Here is a 20,293-nt window from a genome sequence, read left to right as displayed (position 1 = left end):
CGCGTTTCCTCTACCGTTTCAAACCAATTCATTTACCCCGGACGCCCACCGCCCATGTTGCCGGCCCGCCTGCGCACGTTTTTTCTACCTGCCTGCCTTGTCTCGCTGGCGGTGCTGACCGCGTCCTTCTACCTGGAAATCAGCCTGGGTTTGGTGCCATGCCTACTGTGTTTCAGTCAGCGTTTTTTTCTGGGTGCGTACGCAATCGTCTGCTTGTGCGCGGCCGTGCACGCGCCGGGCGATGTAGGTGTTCGGCGCTATGGGCAGGCGGCCTTGGCCTTTGCGGCTGTTGGCGCGCTACTGGCGGCCAGGCATGTCTGGTTGCAGGGCGCGGCCAGAATCGACCATGCCTGCCCGGCGTCGCTACGCCAAGTGCTGGAAAGCTCCTGGGGCGAGGCTGCCCGGCAACTGGTGCTCGGCGGACCGGACTGCAGTTCGTTGACCTGGAGCTTTCTCGACCTGACGCTGCCCGAATGGAGCCTGCTGGCTTTTCTGCTGCTGGCTGCGCTGCCCTTGTCATTCCTGCTGGCGTATCGTTTCCGCAGCCTTGGCAAAGCATGACCCAGCGCAAGCACTGAGCGATAGCGCGACCAGCGGTGGTGCAGCAGGGTATTAAACACTTGTATGAACTTTGTCTGCTGCGTACCTTGATGGGCAGCACGTGCGGGAATAATCTCCCAGCACGCACACCGAAAATACAACTGCTCGATGCCGTCCTGCTGATGTCACCTTTGTGCCGCACGGTCGTGGTGCGAGGTGCAGCGGCATCTACCCAGAAGGGAAGAGATTGCCATGCTCGATAGTTGTCAGAACGCCCAGGAACGCTGGGGTGGGGTTCACAAGCTGATCGACCGCTGGCTCAAGGAGCGAGAAGAGCTGGTGCAGGCTTTTCGTGCCTTGCGCGATGCCAAACCGGCGTTTGCGGACAAGGACAAGAACCGTGATTTTTGCGCGGTGCTGGTCGACTACGTGTCAGCTTGGCATTTCGAAGTCAGCGAGCAGCTGGTGACCGAGGCCAAGGCTTTCGGTGACGAAAAGGCGCTGAAGCTGGCGGAAGAGATCAATCCGCGCATCAACGACAGCACTCAGATTGCGTTGGCTTTCAACGATCACTGCGAAAAGGGCGAGTGCAAAGACACCGAACGCTTTGCAGAGAAGCTGGGCAAGCTGGGCAGCTTGCTGCATGAGCGCTTCGAACTCGAAGACTGCCTGATCGAGGTGCTGCATAACGCGCACAAGGAAGAGGACGCGGTCGAGGCCTGACGTTCGGCGTCAGTCGCCGACCGCCAGCAACTCGATCTCGAATACCAGCGGCGTGTAGGGCGCGATCAGGTCCCCCGCGCCCTCGGCACCGTAGGCATGAGCCGAAGGGATCACCAGCCGCCATTTGGCCCCCGCTTTCATGTGCGGCAGCGCCACCTGCCAGCCTTCGATCACCGAGTCCAGCGTGAACCACTGCGGCTGCTGATTCTGGTCGAACACCGTGCCATCCGGCAGCTTGCCCACATAGCGAACCTGCACCTTGCCATTGGCCTTGGGCTGCGCGCCGTTACCAATTTTCAGTTCACTGTAGAGCACGCCTTCAGGCAGCTCGTGCACGCCAGCGCGCGCCCGTTCATTGGCCATGAAACGCGCTTCGACGGCCTGCAGTTTGGCTACTTCGGCTTGCTCTGCGGCGTTGCTCGCCTGCTCGTCGTGCTGTTGAAGGATGGCCTGCATGCGCGCCTGGTCGAGCCTCAGTGGTTGATTCTGATAGGACTGGCGCAGGCCTTCGACCAGTGCGTCCAGTTGCAGCCCCGGCACTTCCTGGCGCAGGCGCTCACCCAGGCTGGCGCCCAGGCTGTAGGCCAGGTCATGATCGTTGCCGGGGGGCGTTTCGTCGGCGGCAAGTGCCAAAGGAGTCATCAGGCACAGGCCGAGAACAAAGTAACGAGGCATGCTTAACTCCAAGCTCAAGAGCTGGGAAGTATGCCAGCCTTGATGAGGTGATTTGCGTAAATATCGGCAACGATTTGTTAAGCAACTACACTTGCACGGAGCTGCAAGATAACAACTTTGCCCAGGCATGCAACGCGGCGCTAATGAGACTGTCAACATGCCCTAGCGGCGGTAGCAGCAGAAGCATAGTATGAGCCGCAATTTCGTCAGCCAGGAGGTAAACCATGTCGGCCAAGAAGAAGCCAGTAAGTACGCCGTTACACCTGCTCCAGCAACTTTCGGGCAGCCTGCTCGAACACTTGGAAGATGCCTGCTCGCAAGCGCTGGCTGATGCTGAAAAACTGCTGGCCAAGTTGGAAAAGCAGCGCGGCAAGGCCCAGGAAAAACTGCACACCGGTCGCCTGAAGTTGCAGGGCGCGGCCAAGGCAGGCAAAGCCAAGGCGCAGGGTAAAGCGCAGAAAGCCATCGGTGAACTTGAGTCGTTGCTCGACTCGCTCAAAGATCGCCAGACGCAAACCCGTACTTATATCCAGCAACTCAAACGCGATGCCCAGGACAGCCTGAAACTTGCCCAGGGTGTTGGCAAAGTGCGCGAGGCAGCGGGCAAGGCACTGGATCAGCGTGCGGTGGCCGCCAAGTCGGCTAAACCGGCTGCTGCTAAACCGGCTGCAAAAGCGCCTGCCAAACCTGCGGCCAAGCCAGCAGCAAAACCTGCTGCCAAGGCGCCAGCAAAAACTGCCGCCGCCAAGGCTCCGGCTCGCGCCGCAGCGTCCAAGCCTGCTGCTGCCAAGGCGCCTGCCAGGGCTGCTGCTGCCAAGCCAGCTGCCGCCAAGGCACCCGCAAGAACTGCTGCGGCCAAGCCTGCTGCGAAACCTGCGGCTGCCAAAGCACCGGCCAAAGCTGCCGCCGCGAAGCCAGCCGCCAAGGCACCGGCACGAACTGCCGCCGCGAAGCCTGCTGCCAAACCAGCTGCAGCCAAAGCGCCCGCCAGGACGACTGCCGCCAAGCCTGCAGCTGCCAAAGCACCCGCCAAAGCACCGGCCAAGCCCGCTGCTAAACCTGCCGCCAAGCCAGCTGCCAAACCCGCTGCCAAAGCCCCGGCGAAACCCGCCGCCGCCAAGCCGGTTGCGAGCAAACCAGCCACCCCCGCTACCAGCGCAGCGGTGACCAACTCTGCGACCCCGGCAGCCCCAGCGGCCCCGGCAAGCACCCCGGCTCAGGCGCCGTCTTCGGCCTCCTGAAGCCCTGCGGCCGCGACGCGCAGTTGCCCCAGCGCGTCGTGGTCACGGGCTTGGTCGGGCGCCAGCCAGGCCAGCCAATCATCGACAGGCTCTCGCGAGCCTGTCGGCCATTGTTGCGCGCAGGCCTCAAGCCGTTGCAGCAATTGCTTTTCAGCCTGCAGTTCCAAGCCTTTGACCTGCTCGCGCAACGCCGCCAGTTGCGGGTCGTGCTGCGCCTGCGTTCGCCATTGCTGGCGCAAGCTGCGTAGCGGCGTGACCACCTGCCCTTGCCAAGGCTCGGCGAGTGCGCGCAAGGCCTGAGCGCGCTCGGCGTTCGGCGCAACCCCACGGCATTGCAACCAGGTTGCGCACAGCAGCAGGCAAACATCGCTGCCCAATGCCTGAGCACTGAGGCAGGCCCCTTCGATACCGGGTCGGGCATACAGGGCCAGGGCGTGATTCCACAGGTCGGTGTGCATCATTCGACTTACGCTCCGGGTCGAGGAAGCTGGTAGACTCCGCGACCATCATGATCAGACTATCCAACCTCACTTTACAGCGTGGTCCGCAGCGCTTGCTAGAAGGCGCCGAGATGACCCTGCACGCCGGCCACAAAGCCGGCCTGATCGGTGCCAACGGCGCCGGAAAATCCAGCCTGTTCGCCCTGCTGCGCGGCGAGCTGTCGCCCGACTCCGGCGACTGCCAACTGCCCGGCGACTGGCGTATTGCCCACATGCGCCAGGAGGTCGACACCCTTGATCGCCTGGCGGTGGACTATGTGCTCGATGGCGATGTGCGCCTGCGCAAGGTCCAGGCCGAGCTCGCGGTGGCCGAAACGGCCCACGACGGCACCGCCCTGGCGCGACTGCACAGTGAGTTGGAAAGCGCCGACGGGTATACCGCCGACGCCCGCGCGCGCAAGTTGCTGGCCGGCCTTGGCTTCACCAACGAGCAGATGGACCGCCGCGTTGGCGATTTCTCCGGGGGTTGGCGGATGCGCCTGAACCTGGCCCAGGCGCTGATGTGTCCGTCCGACCTGCTGCTGCTCGACGAGCCGACCAACCACCTGGACCTCGATGCGATCCTGTGGCTGGAAGACTGGCTCAAAGGTTACCCAGGCACGCTGCTGCTGATTTCCCACGACCGCGATTTCCTTGATGCCGTGGTCGACCATGTGCTGCACGTCGAGCAGCGCAAGCTCAACCTGTACAAGGGCGGCTACAGCGCCTTCGAGCGCACCCGTGCCGAGCGCTTGGCGCAGCAGCAGCAAGCCTACGAGAAGCAGCAGGCGCAGCGGGCGCACATGGAAAAGTACATTGCCCGTTTCAAGGCTCAAGCGACCAAGGCCCGCCAGGCACAGAGCCGGATCAAGGCCTTGGAGCGCATGGAAGAGCTGTCGGCGGCGCATGTCGATTCCCCGTTCGACTTCGTCTTCCGCGAGTCGCATAAAATCTCCAGCCCGCTGCTGAGCCTTTCCGAAGGCTGCCTGGGTTATGGCGACAAGGCGATCCTCGACAAGGTCAAGCTGCAACTGGTTCCGGGTGCCCGTATCGGCCTGCTCGGCCCTAACGGTGCCGGCAAGTCGACCCTGATCAAAAACCTCGCCGGCGAACTCGAACCGCTGTCTGGCCGCCTGGTGCTGGGTGAAAACCTGGCCGTTGGCTACTTCGCCCAGCACCAGCTCGATTCGCTGGACGACAAGGCTAGCCCGCTGCTGCACCTGCAACGCATTGCGCCGACCGAGCGCGAGCAGACCCTGCGCGACTTCCTGGGCGGTTTCGACTTCCACGGCAATCGTGTCGACGAGCCAGTGGTGAACTTCTCCGGGGGTGAAAAGGCTCGCCTGGCCTTGGCGCTGATCGCCTGGGAACGGCCCAACCTGTTGCTGCTCGACGAGCCGACCAACCACCTGGACCTTGAGATGCGCCTGGCGCTGACCATGGCGTTGCAGGAGTTTGCCGGTGCCGTGGTGGTGGTCTCCCACGACCGACACCTGCTCAAGAGCACCACCGACGATTTCCTGTTGGTAGCCGATGGCAAAGTCGAAGCTTTCGATGGCGACCTGGACGACTACAGCCGTTGGCTGGTCGAGTACCGCCAGCGCAGCGCGCCGGTGAGCAACGCTCCGGTCAACCCGGACAAGACCGACAAAAAGGCCCAGCGCCAGGCCGCCGCGGCCTTGCGTCAGCAACTGGCACCGCACAAGAAGGCTGCCGACAAGCTTGAGGCCGAGCTCAATCAGGTGCATGCGCAACTGGCCGAGATCGAAACTGCGTTGGGTGACAGTGGTGTGTATGAGGCGGCGCGCAAGGATGAATTGCGTGATCTGCTGGCACGGCAGACCAAGCTCAAGCAGCGCGAAGGCGAGCTTGAAGAAGGTTGGATGGAGGCGCTGGAGACGCTGGAAAGCATGCAGGCCGAACTCGAGGCATTGTCCTGATTTATTGATGTTGTCTGTACTGGCCTCTTCGCGGGCAAGCCCGCTCCCACAGGTACCGCGCCGCTCTCGCGGGCAGGGGTGAACCTGTGGGAGCGGGCTTGCCCGCGAAGAGGCCAATGCTGACGACAGAAATCCCACAGAATTTACTGGTCATTTTTTCGCCAACACCTTAGCTTAACGTTTTGCAACATTTGTTCGAGCGAGGTGTGTGATGTCGATGGAAGTGTGGTTGGGCTTCTTTGCTGCGTGTTGGGTGATCAGCCTTTCACCTGGGGCCGGGGCGATTGCCTCGATGTCCAGCGGCCTGCAGTACGGTTTTTGGCGCGGCTACTGGAACGCGCTAGGCCTGCAGATTGGCCTGATCGTGCAGATCGCCATCATCGCCGCCGGTGTCGGCGCCGTCCTCGCGGCTTCCGCCACCGCCTTCACCCTCATCAAATGGTTCGGTGTCGCTTATCTGGTCTACCTGGCCTACAAGCAATGGCGCGCATTGCCGATGGACATGACCGAAGATTCCGCTGTACGCCCGATCGGCAAGCCGCTGAGCCTGGTGTTCCGTGGCTTCCTGGTGAACGTCAGCAACCCCAAGGCGCTGGTGTTCATGCTGGCAGTGCTGCCGCAGTTCCTCAACCCGCATGCGCCGTTGTTGCCGCAGTATGTGGCGATCACGGTGACCATGATCAGTGTCGACATGCTGGTCATGGCGGGCTACACCGGATTGGCGTCGCGGGTGCTGCGCCTGCTGCGCACGCCCAAGCAGCAGAAGCGCCTTAACCGCACCTTTGCCGGGTTGTTCATCGGTGCGGCGACCTTCCTGGCGACCCTGCGTCGCGCGCCGATCTGATTCATTGCGGGGGCCTCATTGAGGCCCCTGTCACCTGTCCCTGTCCATCATCCCCTTGAGCAGATCCAGCGGCATCGGAAACACGATGGTCGAGCTCTTGTCCCCGGCAATCGACCCCAGCGTCTGCATGTAACGCAGCTGCATGGCGCCCGGCTCCTTGCTGAGCATCTGCGCCGCTTGCATCAACTTCTCCGACGCCTGCAGTTCGCCTTCGGCATGGATCACCTTGGCCCGGCGTTCGCGTTCGGCTTCGGCCTGGCGGGCGATGGCGCGGACCATCGACTCGTTGAGGTCGACGTGCTTGATCTCGACGTTGGCGACCTTGATGCCCCAGGCGTCGGTCTGTGCATCGAGCACTTGGCGGATGTCCAGGTTCAGTTGTTCGCGCTCGGCCAGCAGCTCGTCCAGTTCGTGTTTACCCAGCACTGCGCGCAGGGTGGTCTGGGCCAGCTGGCTGGTGGCGACCAGGAAGTCCTCGACCTGGATGATCGCCTTCTGCGGATCGAGCACACGAAAATACAGCACCGCATTGACCTTCACCGAGACGTTGTCGCGGGTGATCACGTCCTGCGGCGGCACGTCCAGCACCACGGTGCGCAGGTCGACCCTGACCATCTGCTGGATCACCGGAATCAGCAGGATCAGCCCCGGCCCCTTGACCTGCCAGAAGCGCCCCAGCTGGAACACCACGCCGCGCTCGTACTCACGCAAGATGCGAAATGCGGACAACAACAGCACGCCCAGCAGCAACAGCAGGGCGCCGAAACCCAATTGCACGAACATCGTCAGTCTCCTTGCACGGTAGGGGCGGCAGCGCTCACTTCCAGCATCACGCCATGCCGCGCGGTGACCCGCACGTTTTGGCCAAGCTGCAGCGGCGTGGTGCACTGCACCTGCCATTGTTCGCCCTGGGCCTGTACCGAGCCGCAGAACGGGTTACCTGCTTGCACCTGGGTGACGCTGACCAGGCTGCCGACCAGGCCGGCATCGCCGCTGACCAGCGCGCGCTTGCGCGTCTTCAGGGCCATGCCCAGCACGCCGCCGATCAGCAGCGCGGAGAGCACCGCCAGGGTGGCGATCAGTGCCAGGGGAATGCCGAAGCCAGGGGCGTCGGTGTCGATCAGGATCACCGCCCCCACCACGAATGCGACTATCCCGCCAAAGCCGACCACGCCAAAGCTGGGCAGAAACGCCTCGGCGATCATGAACGCGATACCGAGCAGGACCAGCGCCATGCCAGCGAAGCTCACCGGTAGCAGCTGCAGGGCATACAGGGCCAGCAGCAGGCAGATGCCACCGACCACTCCGCCCACCCCGGAACCTGGGTTGATGAATTCGAACAGCAGGCCATAGACGCCGATCATGATCAGAATCAGCGCCACACTGGGGTTGGTGATTACCGCCAGCAGTCGCGTGCGCCAGTCCGGCAGGTGCTCGACCACGCTGGCGTTGAGGGTGTGCAGCTGGCGCGGCTGGTCGGCGGCGAGCAACGTCTTGCCGTCGAGCTGACGCAGCAGGTCCGGCAGGTCATTGGCCAGCTGATCGATCACTTTCTGCTTGAGCGCCTCACTGGCCGGCAGGCTTACCGCCTCGCGCACGGCCTTTTCCGCCCAGTCGGCATTACGCCCACGCAACTGCGCCAGGCCACGGATATACGCGGCGGCATCATTGACCTGTTTGCGTGCAAGGGTCTCTTCATCGCTGCCGGGTTTAGCCTGGTCATCCTTCGGCGTACCGCCGATCTGCACCGGCGTGGCCGCGCCGAGGTTGGTCCCGGGAGCCATGGCCGCCAGGTGGCTGGCGTACAGGATGTAGGTGCCGGCGCTGGCGGCCCGCGCGCCGCTGGGGGCAACGAAACTGGCCACCGGCACGGGGCTGGCGAGGATCGCCTTGATGATCTGGCGCATGGCGCTGTCCAGGCCACCCGGTGTGTCCATGCGGATTACCACCAGTTGCGCGCCCTGATCCCGAGCCTGGTCCAACCCGCGCAGCACGTAGTCGGCGCTGGCGGGGCCGATGGCATCGTCGATGCTCAGTACCCAGACCGCACCAGGCGCAGCTTGGCTGCCCGGGGCGAGGCCAAGCATCAGCACCAGCAACCAGCAGCGCCAGCAGCGAGCGATCACCTGTCGTCACCTTGTTCGCCTCTATATACGAAGTTTAGTCATGCCTGCCCCGGCACGGCCTAAAATTGGAGAGGGGGCGAAACCGGAGGTGCATCATGCGTATGGCCAAGACCCTGCAGCAGCGCCTGGACCAGGCCAACTGCGATTACGACATCATTCCCCATCCCCACTCGGCGACCAGCCTGGAGTCGGCTCGCACCGCAGGTGTACCTGCCGAGCGGGTGGCCAAGTCGGTCATGCTCGACGACCGCCATGGCAACTACATCATGGCGGTGCTACCGGCCAACCGGCACCTGGACATGAGCAAGGTGCGCATGACCGGCGCCTGGCAAATGACCCGTGAAAGCGGCCTGCCGAGCCTGTTCGGCGATTGCGAGCGCGGCGCCATTCCGGCGATGGGTGATGCTTACCAGATAAAGATGCTGCTCGATTCGAGTCTTACCCGCCAGGGCGATGTCTACCTGGAGGCGGGTGACCACGATCACCTGATCCACATGAGTATGGAGCAGTACCTGAAACTGGTACCGCAAGCCGAAGTTCGCGAGCTGTGCTGATGTGCTCAAGCCAATGCCGGGCTGGCGTCGTGGACGGCTCGCCCGGCACAGAGGAGGAAACATGGAAGCGCCGATCCATCCATTTGCCGAGTTGTTCAAGCAGTTGGGCCTGCCCGACGATGCACAGAGTATCGACCAATTCATCACCAGCCATTCACCGCTGAGAAACGAAACCAAGCTGGTGGATGCACCGTTCTGGTCCGACTCTCAACGCGCTTTCCTCAAGGAAAGCATCATTGAAGACGCCGATTGGGCAGTGCCCTTCGATCAACTCAACGAAGCGTTACGCCGCCCCCGAAAATAAAGCGCCGAGCGGCACCTGACGAGTGTTGGGCCGTTGCTATGCTCAGGAAAACAATAAGGGGATAGGCGCCATGAAAGATCCCTACGCACCAGGATTCTGGTGCTCCGTGACGATCCTGGGCACACTGACGGCCGGTTACTTCTACGGCATCCGCCATACCCACCAGATGAACCAGGCCGTGCAGTTCCTGTACGCTGCTGCCGCAGTCGCTGCGGCGGTGGCGCTGCTGGGGCTGACGTGGATTGCCTGGCAGCAGCTGCACCTGAACAAGCGCGAAGTGATCCAGGGGCGAACGTTGCTCACCATCTGGAACACCAAAGTCGCGTTGCGCCGGGTGGAAACGGTGTTCGACCGCTATTTCTGGGGCAGTTACTGGCACTCAGGGCGCACCTTCGAGGAGGTCATGGGCGAGCTCAAGGGGACGCCGCTGGAGCAGAGCCTGGATGCGCTGAAACGCCAATGCCGAACGCTTGACCGCGAGATCCACGATCACCACCACCACTGGCTGGCCAATGCCCGCGACCTGTCCAGCGTGGCCACGGCCATGGCCCGCGAGCGTTATCAGCTGGATTTGTGCGAACCGTCGAGCACTGGCCATGGCAACACTGCAGTGCTCAATCGGGACCTGGAAGTGCTGGTGTATACCTGGTCGGCGCGCTTGCGCAGCTTCGACCATCAACTGGACGAGCTGGAGCGCGCCTATCACTGAGGCTTGTTCATTCGCCGCGGATGTATTGCTCCAGCTGCTGGATCAGGTTGGCCTGCTCGGCGATGGTTTCCTTGACCAGGTCCCCGATCGACAGCAAGCCCAGCAGTTCGCCGTTGTGAACCACCGGCAGGTGGCGCAGGTGGCGGTTGGTCATCAGGTTCATGCAGTACTCGAGGTTCTGCTTGGGCTCCACCGTGACCACTGGCGCGCTCATGATTTCACGCACCGGCGTGGCTGCTGAGGAGCGGCCCTTGAGTACCAGCTTGCGGGCGTAGTCGCGCTCACTGACGATCCCCACCACCTTGCCGTCCTCTACCACGGGCAGCGCACCGATGTTTTCTTCTGCCAGCTTTTTCAGGGCCTCCAATACCGACTCATCAGGGCCGATGGTGTGCACGGTCTGATGGTGCAGCTTGGTCTTGAGGATTTGTTCGACGTTCTTCATACAGGCCTCTGCGGGTGGAAAAAACGGGCTCTTGGAGTAAATAAAGCATCCAGCACGACGCTCTGCACGGCAATGCAGGAAACGGCATGGAGGCGATTGAAAAACGTCATGGGCAATCATCTCTGCTGGCTCAAAGCTTCGGCATTTGCCCAATCCGCGCAACCATTTCACTCACCACCTGCAAGTCCAGCATGAACTGCTCCACAGTCTTGAACTCGTTGTCATTGTGCCCGGTGTATTTCACGTCCGGCATGGCCAGGCCGAACTGCACGCCGTTGGGCAGGTCATGCACCGAAGTGGCGCCGGCGGAGGTGCCGAAGGCGTGCTTCATGCCCAGATTCTCGCTGGCCACATCGAGCAGGGCCTTGACCCATTCGCCCTCGGGGTTGCGGTACATCGGCTCGTCAAGGCTGTAGTCGAAGGCGACCGAGGTGTGGCTCTGGCGGGTCCATTTACCCAGTTTGTCGGCCAGTTCGTCCTTGATCGTGGCCAGCGGCTTGCCTTTGGGAATGCGCAGGTTGACTGCCAGCTTCAGGCCTTTTTCATTCACGCCGACAAAGGTTGGTGAGGCGGTCAGCGGGCCCATGAACTCATCCTTGAAGTCCACGCCGAGCTTCTTGCCCAGGTAATCCAGGCCCCAGTTGTCGGCGGTGTAGCGGGCAGCATCGGTGAAGTGGTTTTGCTTGAGCGGCACCTGCTGGCCGAGGCCATTGATGAAGCCAAGCATGCGCGCCACAGGGTTGACCCCTGACTCCGGCTCGGAGGAGTGGGCCGAGACCCCCGTCACGGTAAGCAACACGTTTTTGCTATCAACCTTGGCCGCGATGCTGAAGTCGCCACCATTGTCCTTCACGTATTTGGCACCAGCTTGTTCGAGCTGCTTGGCCAACTGTTCCGGGTTGTCGCTGACCAGGGTCGCCACCGAGGTGGTGGGGATCTGGTTGGTGGCCAAGCCGCCCGTGAGGTCGATAATTTCCGCGCCCTCGCCTTTGCCCGGGCGCTTGCTGAAGCTGGCCATGACCGTACCGTAGCCTTTTTCGGCGATCACCACCGGGTAGCCGCCGTCGAGCGCCAGGTTGTAGGCGGGCGTGGGGTTGCGCTCGAAATAATAAGGAATGGCATCGCCGCTGGTTTCTTCTGTGGTGTCGATCAGCAGCTTGAACTGCCGAGCCAGTGGCAGGTTTTCGTCTTTCGCCACCTTCAGCGCATACAGCGCGACGACGATGCCGTTCTTGTCGTCTTCGGTGCCACGGCCGTACATGCGGTCGCCCACCAGGGTGACCTTGAACGGGTCGAGTTTGGTGCCGTCGGCCAGCTTCCAGTTGTCTGGGTTGACCGGCACCACGTCGGCGTGGGCATGGATGCCGACTACGTCCTTGCCGGCTCCCAGCGAGATTTCATAGACGCGGTTGTCGACGTTGCGGAAGGCCAGGCCAAAGCCCTCGGCCAGCGCCTTGATCTTGTCGGCGATCTTCAGGAACTCAGGGTTCTCGTGCTGCGGCACGCCGTCGACGCTGAAGGTGGGAATGGCCACCAGCTCGCGCAGGGTTTCGGTGGCGGCCTTGCCATATTTGATGCGGGTATACAGGCCAAGCAAGCGGTTGATTTCGTTCTGTTGCTCGGCGTTCAGTGGCTTGCTGGCCAGGTAGGCGTCGAGGGTTGCGCCGAGGTTGTCGGCCTTGGCCTGCTCGCTACCCTTGAGTTTGCCGAGGAACTGTTTGAAGTCGCTTGGGTCGGTGCCGTCGAAGGCTTGGACGATGGCGGCGGACTGTTGTTGGGTGAGGTTGGCCTGGGCGGACTGGGTGAACAGGCCGATGCTGGCCAGCAACAAGGTGGTCGCAGTGAATTTTTTCAAATGCATGGGCGCGCGCATTCCTTCGCAAATCATTGTTATGGGATACCCGTCGAGGAAACGGGAAGGCACCCACGCTATCACCAATGACCCATGGCACGGGAGTGCCAGAAATGCGATATGTCGCACAAACGAAAAAGCCCCGGGCACAGGCCCAGGGCTTTTTGATATGGCGCACTCGGCGGGATTCGAACCCACGACCCCTGCCTTCGGAGGGCAGTACTCTATCCAGCTGAGCTACGAGTGCAACGCGCACGCATGATACCCATCTGATTCGGTGGCGTCCATCGCCTTGATCTGTGGCCCTTTTTCCTATTGGGTTCGCATAGTAACTGTGGGAGCGGGCTTGTCCCGCGAAGAGGGCGGAACAGGCAACCCAAAGGTATCTATATATATGCAATATCGGTATTTCCTTGCGGATTCTTATGCCCCTATTCTCTGGTTACAACTTGTTATAACAAGTCACCACTCAGCGAAGAGACCCATGGCCGAACTGCTCCCCCTGTCCCCGGTACCGCTCTACACCCAGCTCAAGGACTTGCTGCGCGAGCGCATCCTCGATGGCACCTACCCGCCGCACAGCCGCATGCCTTCTGAAAGCGAACTGGGCAAGGCGTTCGATGTCAGCCGCATCACCGTGCGTCAGGCGCTGGGCGACCTGCAGAAGGAGGGGCTGATCTTCAAGATCCATGGCAAGGGCACCTTCGTCGCCAAACCCAAGGCGTTTCAGAACGTCAGTACCCTGCAGGGCCTGGCCGAGTCGATGACACAGATGGGCTACGAAGTACTGAACCGTCTGCGCAGCTTGCGCCATGTGCCGGCCAATGCGCTGGTGGCGGCGCGGCTGCAGGTCGAGGAGGGCAGCCTGGTCACCGAGATCCGTCGTGTGCGCCTGATCAACCGTGAGCCGGTGTCGCTGGAGATCACCTGGCTGCCCAAGGCCGTCGGCGAAAAACTGGAAAAGGCCGACCTGGTCACCCGCGACATCTTCCTGTTGCTGGAAAACGACTGCGGCATCGCGCTCGGCCACGCCGACCTGGCCATCGACGCCGTGCTGGCCGACAGCGACCTGACCCTGGCGCTGGACGTGGAAGAGGGCTCGCCAATCATGCGCATCGAGCGCCTCACTCACGCCGCTGACGGTACGCCGCTGGACTTCGAACACCTCTATTACCGCGGCGATGCGTTCCAGTACCGCCTGCGCATCGACCGCCAGAAGGGGGGCAAGGCATGAGTATCGAGACCCAGGACTACGACATCATCGTCATCGGCGGCGGCACCGCCGGGCCGATGGCGGCGATCAAGGCCAAGGAGCAGGACAAAAGCCTGCGCGTGCTGCTGCTGGACAAGGCCAACGTCAAGCGCAGCGGGGCCATCAGCATGGGCATGGACGGCCTCAACAACGCGATCATCCCCGGCCACGCCACGCCTGAGCAGTACACCAAGGAAATCACTGTGGCCAATGACGGCATCGTCAACCAGGCCGCCGTGTATGCCTATGCCACCCACAGTTTTGAAACCATCGAACAGCTCGACCGCTGGGGCGTGAAGTTCGAGAAGGACGAGACCGGCGACTACGCGGTGAAGAAGGTCCACCACATGGGCGCCTATGTGCTGCCCATGCCCGAAGGCCACGACATCAAGAAGGTGCTCTACCGCCAGCTCAAGCGCGTCCGGGTCGAGATCAGCAACCGCATGGTCTGCACCCGCGTGCTGCTCGATGGCGAAGGGGCGGCGGCCGGTGTGCTCGGTTTCGATTGCCGCAGCGGCGAGTTCCGCGTGGTCCGCGCCAAGGCCGTGATCCTAGCCTGCGGTGCCGCCGGGCGCCTCGGCCTGCCGTCGTCGGGCTACCTGATGGGCACCTACGAAAATCCCACCAACGCCGGCGATGGTTATGCCATGGCCTACCACGCGGGTGCCGAACTGGCCAACCTGGAGTGCTTCCAGATCAACCCGCTGATCAAGGACTACAACGGCCCGGCCTGCGCCTACGTGACCGGCCCGCTCGGCGGGTATACCGCCAACAGCAAGGGCGAGCGCTTCATCGAGTGCGACTACTGGAGTGGGCAGATGATGTGGGAGTTCCATCAGGAACTCGAAGGCGGCAATGGCCCGGTGTTCCTCAAGCTCGACCACCTGGCCGAGGAAACCATCCAGAACATCGAAGAGATCCTGCACAGCAACGAGCGCCCCAGCCGCGGCCAGTTCCATGCCGGGCGCGGCACCGACTACCGCCAGCACATGGTCGAAATGCACATCTCCGAGATCGGCTTCTGTTCGGGGCACTCGGCCTCGGGGGTGTGGGTCAACGAAAAGGCCGAGACCAGCGTCAAAGGCCTGTATGCGGCGGGCGACATGGCTGCGGTGCCGCACAACTACATGCTCGGCGCCTTCGCCTATGGCTGGTTCGCTGGTGTGAACGCGGCGCACTACGTGGTCGGGCGCGAGCTGGCCGAGGTCGATGTCGCCCAGGTCGAGCGTGAGCGTGAGCGTGTGTTCGCGCCGCTGCACCGTGAGCACGGCCTGCCGCCGGCCCAGGTCGAGTACAAACTGCGGCGCCTGGTCAACGATTATCTTCAGCCGCCCAAGGTGACCAAAAAGATGGAAATCGGCCTGACGCGTTTCGCCGAGATCGAGCGTGACCTTGCGCAGATGAAGGCCAACAGCCCCCATGAACTGATGCGCGCGATGGAAGTTGCCGTGATCCGCGATTGCGCCGAGATGGCCGCACGCGCGTCGCTATTCCGCCAAGAAAGCCGCTGGGGCCTGTATCACCACCGGGTCGACTTCCCCGAGCGCAACGATGGCGACTGGTTCTGCCATTGCCACCTGAAGAAGGGCGTAAACGGCGAGATGACCAGCTTCAAGAAAGCTGTCGAGCCCTACTTGATTGCCCTGGATGCCGAGGAGCAGACCGCCTACGACCGGCTGCGCGTCAAGGCCGATGCCGCCTAGGCGACATCAAACCCTGTGGGAGCGGGCTTGCCCCGCGAAGAAAACAACGCGTGGTATGGCACCAGCTGTGCCGGTGTTCGCGGGGCAAGCCCGCTCCCACAGGGGGTTGTGCAAGCTTATAGATAAAGGTGCCCAAGACGGCCCGAGGAAACCGTGAAATGGCCTACCAGCCGCAAGAAATCTTCTTCCGCAGCAGCGCCCCGGTGACCATCGACGAGGACAAGTGCATCGCCGAAAAAGGCTGCACCGTGTGCGTCGAGGTTTGCCCCATGGACTTGCTGGCCATCAACCCGGCCACACAGAAGGCCTACATGGCCTTCGACGAGTGCTGGTACTGCATGCCCTGCGAAAAAGACTGCCCCACCGGTGCAGTGAAGGTCGAGATCCCATACCTGCTGCGCTGAACCACGCCTGCCATCCGGCGAACCACCGGACGCCCACCTGCAATGCCCCTCGTTTCCCACCACCCAAGCCTGGTGGCGGAGACGACCTCAATACCTATAACGATTCGAGGGGAACACCCATGCGCCTTGTAGCAACCGTGGCCGGCCTCGCGCTGGCGCTCGCTGGCCTGAACGCCAGCGCCGAAACTATCCGTATTGCCATCGGCACCCAGGACACCACCATCAACTGCGCCACCGGCGGGCTGCTGGTCCGCGAGTTGGGCCTGCTCGACAAGTACCTGCCGCACGACGGCAAGTACAAGGATGCGCAGTACCAGATCGAATGGAAAAACTTCACCAGCGGCGCGCCGCTGACCAATGAGATGGTCGCGGGCAAGCTCGACTTCGGTGCCATGGCCGACTTCCCGGGCTCGTTCAACGGCGTCGCCCACCTGGATGCCGGCAAACGCAGCCTGTTCATCAGCGTGCTGTCGGGTAGCGTGCACGGCAGCGGCAACGGCATCGTCGTGCCGGCGTCGTCTGTTGTGCAGTCGCTGAGCGAGCTCAAGGGCAAGACCATTTCCGTACCGTTCGCCTCCACGGCCCACGGGATGTTGCTGCGCGCCGTCGCCGCACAAGGCTGGGACCCGCAGAAAGACGTAAGGATCATCGCCCAAGCACCCGAAATCGCAGGCTCCGCGCTGCGCAGCAACCGCATCGAGGCACACGCCGACTTCGTGCCGTTCGCCGAGCTGTTCCCTAACCGCGGTTTCGCCCGCAAGATCTACGATGGCGCCCAGGCCAACGCGCCCACCTTCCACGGCGCCCTGGTCGATGCCGACTACGCGAACAAATACCCCGAAGTGGTCACCGCCTACCTGCGCGCCAGCCTGGAGGCCGACCGCCTGATAGCCGCCGAGCCGGAGAAGTACAGCGAGCTTATCGAGAAGGTCACCGGCATCGAAGCCGAGGTCAATTACCTGTTCCACGGCCCGCTGGGCCTGCAGACCCGCGACCTGACCTGGAAGCCCGAGTACCGCCAGGCCGTCGCTACTTCCATCGATACGCTCAAGCTGCTGAAGAAGACCGACCGCGGTCTCGACACCCAGCAGTTCATCGACGACCAATACATCCGCGCCGCCTTCAAGCAAGCGGGTGTGGACTACGACAAGGCGCTGAACAACTACGACCCGCTGCCACTCAAGGCCGTGGATGCGCTGACCGGCAAGCCGATCACCGATTTCAGCCGCTTGGCGCAGATCTGGGTGCGTGGTGAAGACAAGGTTCGCCACTACGCGTCACCTGAGGCTGCTCTGAGTGCCCTGGCCCAGCTGGAGCAGGAAGGCAAGGACATCCGCGCCATCTACGCCCAGGCTGCCGACAGTGGCATCAAGCTGTTGGCCAACCAGGCCTGGTTCGTGCGCAACGGCAAGGGCGAGCTGGCGGCTTTCCTGCTCAAGGGCCAGGCCGAACAGTACGCCAAGGCACATGGCGGTGAAGCGCTGGACTTCGTCAGCGCCAACCAGAAGCTGGTCGCCCAGCGCTGACCGGGAGGCATTTTCATGACCCGCAAACGCTGGCCCGTACGCCTGGCATCGTTGCTCGCCTGCCTGCTGTTCTGGCAGGTGGCTGCCAGCGCCAGGCTCGACTTTGGCTTGTTCACCTTCACCTATGTGCCTACGCCCAGGTCGGTCTTGGAGGCGGCCTGGCAGTTGCTCACTTCCAGTGCCTTGCTCGCGCATCTGGGCAGCAGCCTGTCGCGAGTGTTCGCCGGTTATGCCGTCGCGGCATTGTTCGGCGTGGCTCTGGGGCTGCTGATCGGCCGCTCGAAATGGGCTGAAGACACGCTGTTGCCGCCACTGGAGGTGCTGCGGCCGATTCCGGCGGTGGCCTGGATCCCCTTGGCCATACTGATGTTCCCGTCGTCGGAGCTGTCGATGGTGTTCATCACCTTCACCGGGGCGCTGTTCCCCATCCTGCTCAACACCGTGCACGGTGTCGAGGCGGTCGACCCGCGGCTGGTGGCCTCGGCGCGCAGCCTGGGCGCCGGGCGCTGGGCCATTCTGCGCGAGGTGGTGTTGCCTGGCGCGCTGCCGAGCATTGTCACCGGGCTTGCCATCGGCATGGGCACCTCGTGGTTCTGCCTGGTCACCGCCGAGATGATCGCCGGGCAGTTCGGCATCGGCTATTACACCTGGGAGTCGTACACCTTGCAGAACTACCCGGACATCATCGTCGGCATGTTGCTGATCGGCGTGCTGGGCATGGGCAGCAGTGCCCTGGTCAAGCACCTCGGCGCGCTGGCCACGCCGTGGTATCGCACGCGGAGGGCGGCCTGATGAGCAGTTATCAACAGGCCCAGGAACCTGGGCGGATCGAAGGGCGTGGTATGTCGATCCGCCTGGGGCAGGGCGCCGATGCGTTCGAAGCGGTGCAACGGCTTGATTTTGCCGTCGCCCCCGGTGAGTTCGTGTGCATCCTTGGGCCGTCCGGCTGCGGCAAGTCCACCCTGCTCGGCGCGTTGGCCGGGCACTTGGTGCCCAGCACGGGCCAACTGACCGTGGACGATCAGGCCATCGACGGCCCATCGCCGCAGCGCGGCATGGTGTTCCAGCATCACACCCTGCTGCCCTGGCGCAGCGTGCTCGACAACGTCGCCTTTGGCCTGAAGATGCAAGGCCTGGGCAAGGCCGAACGGCAGCGCCAGGCGCGAGAGATGCTGCAGCTGGTGGGCCTTGCCGACTTCGCCGGGCGCTGGCCCAGCCAGTTGTCAGGCGGCATGCAGCAGCGTGCCGAGATCGCCCGGGTACTGATCAACCGGCCGCGCCTGTTGCTGATGGACGAACCCTTCGGCGCCCTCGATGCGCAAACCCGTGCGCGAATGCAGGAGCTGCTGCTGGAGATCTGGACGCGCATTCGCACCACCGTGGTGTTCGTCACCCACGACATCGATGAAGCCCTGTTCCTGGCTGACCGCATCCTGGTGATGAGCCCGCGTCCCGGGCGCTTCATCGAGGACCTGCGCCTGGACTTCCCCCGCCCGCGCCGTGCCAGCTTGCTGACCAGCCCGGCCTTCACCCACCTCAAGCGTCACTGCCTGGCCCTGCTGCGCCACGAGGAAGGCCGCGAACTGCCGCGCCTGACACCACTGGGGCTGCCGGACACTGACCACCCTCCGCTACGGATCGCGCTATGACTGAACGAACAACCGACAACCTCGACATCCTTGCCCTGCTGCCGCGCCTCGAAGCCACCGACCCGGGCGTGCGCCGCATCGCCCTGATCGAGTTGGCCGACCTGGAAGACCCGGATGGCCTGCCGTGGCTGACCGATGCGCTGCTGGTCGACACGGCAGACGAAGTCCGCAGTGAGGCCGCGCGGCTGCTCGAAGCCTGGGAAGAACCCGAGGTAGTGCAGGCGCTGTGCGCAGCGTTGGCCGACACCGCCGAGCCGGTACGCCTGGCAGCCGCGCAGAGCCTGAGCGAACTCAAGAGCCTCGAAGCCGGGCAGTTGATCCTGCCATGGCTCCAGCACGCCGATGCGTTCGTGCGTGCCAGTGCTCTGCGGGCTTTGCGCGAGCTGCGCCTGGAAGACGCCGCCGCGCCGGCGCTGCAGGCATTGGCGGATGACGATGCGGCTGTGCGGCGCGAGGCGGTGGGCATTCTAGGTTGGCTCAAGCACCAGCCGGCGTTGCCGGCCCTGGCCAGGCTGGCCGAGACCGAACCGGACACCGAAGTGCGCCGCGCGGCCATTGGCGCGCTAGGCCTTGCGCGTGGCAGCGCGGTGCTGCCAGCACTGATATCGGCATTGCAGGATGCGGCCTGGCAAGTGCGCGAAGAAGCCGCGACGACCTTGGGCAAAGTAGGCCAGGAGCAAGCCGGCCCGGCGCTGGTGGCGGCGCTGGGCGATGGCTTCTGGCAGGTGCGTTTGCGTGCAGCGCGCGCGCTGGGCCGTTTGCGTTATGCCGCTGCACTCGACGCGCTCGGCGAACTGCTCGGGCATGGTATTGCCAACCTGCGCAAGGAAGCGGCACTGGCCTTGGGTGAGCTGGGCCAGGCGCGTGCGTTTCCGGTGCTGCAGGCTGCCGAGGCCGACAGCGACCCTGAGGTGCGCAAGGCGGTGCGTATTGCCCTGGCGCAATTGCGCGGGGCAGTTTGATGAAAGCCCCAGCCGCGATCCGCAACTTGCGTGGGGTTGGGCAGTTGGTACTGCAATGGGAGGACGGCGAGCACAGCATCAGCCATGCTCGTCTGCGCGGTGCCTGCCCTTGCTCGCAATGCCGGGCGGCGCGGGTATTGGGCGCGATTGCGGTGGTGGCCGCTGAGGTGCGCATCGAACGGATCGAGTCGCAGGGTTATGGCGTGCAGTTGGTGTTCAGCGACGGACATGAGCGGGGGATTTATCCCTGGGGCTATTTGCACGACTTGTCTTGATCAGCCGAGAACTCTGTGGGAGCGGGCTTGCCCCGCGAACCAGGGCGCAGCCCTGGCCATCCACCCAGGGTGTTTGGGCTGGCCTCTTCG

22 protein-coding genes and 1 tRNA gene are annotated in these 20,293 nt (G+C 63.2%); 16 read left to right on the top strand and 7 right to left on the bottom strand.

All coding sequences use genetic code 11. From position 1 onward, the window contains the following. Positions 1–54 precede the first annotated feature (54 nt). Entirely contained in the window at positions 55–561 is a 507-nt protein-coding gene (locus ACZ6YA_RS03645; protein ID WP_465895522.1) for a disulfide bond formation protein B, read from the top strand. A gap of 231 nt (positions 562–792) precedes the next feature. After that, positions 793–1,263, top strand: a complete 471-nt coding sequence (gene rsd / locus ACZ6YA_RS03640; protein WP_465895520.1) for a sigma D regulator — start codon at positions 793–795, stop codon at positions 1,261–1,263. Between the two features lie 9 nt (positions 1,264–1,272). Here the strand turns inward: rsd and ACZ6YA_RS03635 are convergent, their stop codons facing one another. Further along, positions 1,273–1,938 carry an FKBP-type peptidyl-prolyl cis-trans isomerase gene (locus ACZ6YA_RS03635; RefSeq protein ID WP_465895518.1) on the bottom strand — a complete coding sequence of 222 codons (666 nt, stop codon included), beginning with the start codon at positions 1,936–1,938 and terminating at the stop codon, positions 1,273–1,275. Between the two features lie 224 nt (positions 1,939–2,162). Here ACZ6YA_RS03635 and ACZ6YA_RS03630 point away from each other — a divergent pair, with 224 nt between their 5' ends. Further along, entirely contained in the window at positions 2,163–3,179 is a 1,017-nt protein-coding gene (locus tag ACZ6YA_RS03630; protein WP_465895517.1) for an AlgP family protein, read from the top strand. Here ACZ6YA_RS03630 and ACZ6YA_RS03625 read toward each other — a convergent pair. Then, entirely contained in the window at positions 3,155–3,637 is a 483-nt protein-coding gene (locus tag ACZ6YA_RS03625; protein ID WP_465895926.1) for a TIGR02444 family protein, read from the bottom strand. The genes ACZ6YA_RS03630 and ACZ6YA_RS03625 overlap by 25 nt on opposite strands. A 50-nt stretch (positions 3,638–3,687) precedes the next feature. On the opposite strand from ACZ6YA_RS03625, the gene ACZ6YA_RS03620 reads away from it, so the two are divergent. Beyond that, positions 3,688–5,598, top strand: coding sequence for an ATP-binding cassette domain-containing protein (locus ACZ6YA_RS03620; RefSeq protein ID WP_465895516.1), 1,911 nt, complete (start codon positions 3,688–3,690; stop codon positions 5,596–5,598). 211 nt (positions 5,599–5,809) lie between these two features. After that, a complete protein-coding gene (locus tag ACZ6YA_RS03615; protein ID WP_465895514.1) occupies positions 5,810–6,442 on the top strand; it encodes a LysE family transporter in 633 nt (210 codons plus the stop codon). A 30-nt stretch (positions 6,443–6,472) separates the two neighbouring features. On the opposite strand, the gene ACZ6YA_RS03610 is transcribed toward ACZ6YA_RS03615, so the two are convergent. Next, positions 6,473–7,225, bottom strand: coding sequence for a slipin family protein (locus ACZ6YA_RS03610; protein ID WP_465895512.1), 753 nt, complete (start codon positions 7,223–7,225; stop codon positions 6,473–6,475). Positions 7,226–7,227: 2 nt separating this feature from the next. Next, positions 7,228–8,568 carry an NfeD family protein gene (locus ACZ6YA_RS03605; protein ID WP_465895510.1) on the bottom strand — a complete coding sequence of 447 codons (1,341 nt, stop codon included), beginning with the start codon at positions 8,566–8,568 and terminating at the stop codon, positions 7,228–7,230. A 95-nt stretch (positions 8,569–8,663) separates the two neighbouring features. Here ACZ6YA_RS03605 and ACZ6YA_RS03600 point away from each other — a divergent pair, with 95 nt between their 5' ends. From ACZ6YA_RS03600 to ACZ6YA_RS03590, 3 genes are all read left to right on the top strand, one after another. Continuing rightward, entirely contained in the window at positions 8,664–9,122 is a 459-nt protein-coding gene (locus ACZ6YA_RS03600; protein WP_400801391.1) for an aminoacyl-tRNA deacylase, read from the top strand. A 61-nt stretch (positions 9,123–9,183) separates the two neighbouring features. After that, positions 9,184–9,426 carry a DUF2789 domain-containing protein gene (locus tag ACZ6YA_RS03595; RefSeq protein ID WP_465895509.1) on the top strand — a complete coding sequence of 81 codons (243 nt, stop codon included), beginning with the start codon at positions 9,184–9,186 and terminating at the stop codon, positions 9,424–9,426. A 70-nt stretch (positions 9,427–9,496) separates the two neighbouring features. Continuing rightward, on the top strand, positions 9,497–10,135 hold the full coding sequence (locus ACZ6YA_RS03590; RefSeq protein WP_465895508.1) for an NADH:ubiquinone oxidoreductase subunit N: 639 nt from the start codon (positions 9,497–9,499) through the stop codon (positions 10,133–10,135). A gap of 7 nt (positions 10,136–10,142) precedes the next feature. On the opposite strand, the gene ACZ6YA_RS03585 is transcribed toward ACZ6YA_RS03590, so the two are convergent. The 3 genes from ACZ6YA_RS03585 to ACZ6YA_RS03575 form a co-directional block, all read right to left on the bottom strand. Continuing rightward, positions 10,143–10,580 (bottom strand): CBS domain-containing protein, encoded by a 438-nt coding sequence (locus ACZ6YA_RS03585; protein ID WP_465895507.1) that lies wholly within the window; start codon positions 10,578–10,580, stop codon positions 10,143–10,145. A gap of 130 nt (positions 10,581–10,710) precedes the next feature. Then, entirely contained in the window at positions 10,711–12,441 is a 1,731-nt protein-coding gene (locus ACZ6YA_RS03580) for a dipeptidase (RefSeq protein ID WP_465895505.1), read from the bottom strand. A gap of 161 nt (positions 12,442–12,602) precedes the next feature. After that, a tRNA-Arg gene (locus ACZ6YA_RS03575) sits at positions 12,603–12,679 on the bottom strand. 237 nt (positions 12,680–12,916) lie between these two features. On the opposite strand from ACZ6YA_RS03575, the gene ACZ6YA_RS03570 reads away from it, so the two are divergent. The 8 genes from ACZ6YA_RS03570 to ACZ6YA_RS03535 all read left to right on the top strand — a co-directional run bounded on the left by ACZ6YA_RS03570 (position 12,917) and on the right by ACZ6YA_RS03535 (position 20,203). Next, entirely contained in the window at positions 12,917–13,666 is a 750-nt protein-coding gene (locus ACZ6YA_RS03570; RefSeq protein ID WP_465895503.1) for a GntR family transcriptional regulator, read from the top strand. Beyond that, positions 13,663–15,387: a fumarate reductase/succinate dehydrogenase flavoprotein subunit gene (locus ACZ6YA_RS03565; RefSeq protein ID WP_465895501.1), complete on the top strand. Its 1,725-nt coding sequence runs from the start codon at positions 13,663–13,665 to the stop codon at positions 15,385–15,387. The genes ACZ6YA_RS03570 and ACZ6YA_RS03565 overlap by 4 nt, the downstream gene beginning before the upstream one ends. Before the next feature lie 158 nt (positions 15,388–15,545). Continuing rightward, entirely contained in the window at positions 15,546–15,791 is a 246-nt protein-coding gene (locus tag ACZ6YA_RS03560; protein WP_096048974.1) for a 4Fe-4S dicluster domain-containing protein, read from the top strand. Positions 15,792–15,910: 119 nt separating this feature from the next. Beyond that, positions 15,911–17,317, top strand: a complete 1,407-nt coding sequence (locus ACZ6YA_RS03555) for an ABC transporter substrate-binding protein (protein WP_465895500.1) — start codon at positions 15,911–15,913, stop codon at positions 17,315–17,317. Positions 17,318–17,332: 15 nt separating this feature from the next. Next, complete coding sequence (locus tag ACZ6YA_RS03550; RefSeq protein WP_465895498.1) at positions 17,333–18,109, top strand: ABC transporter permease; 777 nt, start codon at positions 17,333–17,335, stop codon at positions 18,107–18,109. Next, positions 18,109–18,966: an ABC transporter ATP-binding protein gene (locus tag ACZ6YA_RS03545; protein ID WP_465895496.1), complete on the top strand. Its 858-nt coding sequence runs from the start codon at positions 18,109–18,111 to the stop codon at positions 18,964–18,966. The genes ACZ6YA_RS03550 and ACZ6YA_RS03545 overlap by 1 nt, the downstream gene beginning before the upstream one ends. Beyond that, positions 18,963–19,928, top strand: a complete 966-nt coding sequence (locus tag ACZ6YA_RS03540) for a HEAT repeat domain-containing protein (RefSeq protein WP_465895495.1) — start codon at positions 18,963–18,965, stop codon at positions 19,926–19,928. The genes ACZ6YA_RS03545 and ACZ6YA_RS03540 overlap by 4 nt, the downstream gene beginning before the upstream one ends. Continuing rightward, complete coding sequence (locus ACZ6YA_RS03535) at positions 19,928–20,203, top strand: DUF971 domain-containing protein (protein ID WP_465895493.1); 276 nt, start codon at positions 19,928–19,930, stop codon at positions 20,201–20,203. Before ACZ6YA_RS03540 ends, ACZ6YA_RS03535 begins: the two co-directional genes overlap by 1 nt. Positions 20,204–20,293: the final 90 nt, after the last annotated feature.

It is taken from the genome of Pseudomonas sp. NPDC090752, from assembly GCF_055584805.1.
This window is presented reverse-complemented; position numbering and strand designations above follow the sequence as displayed.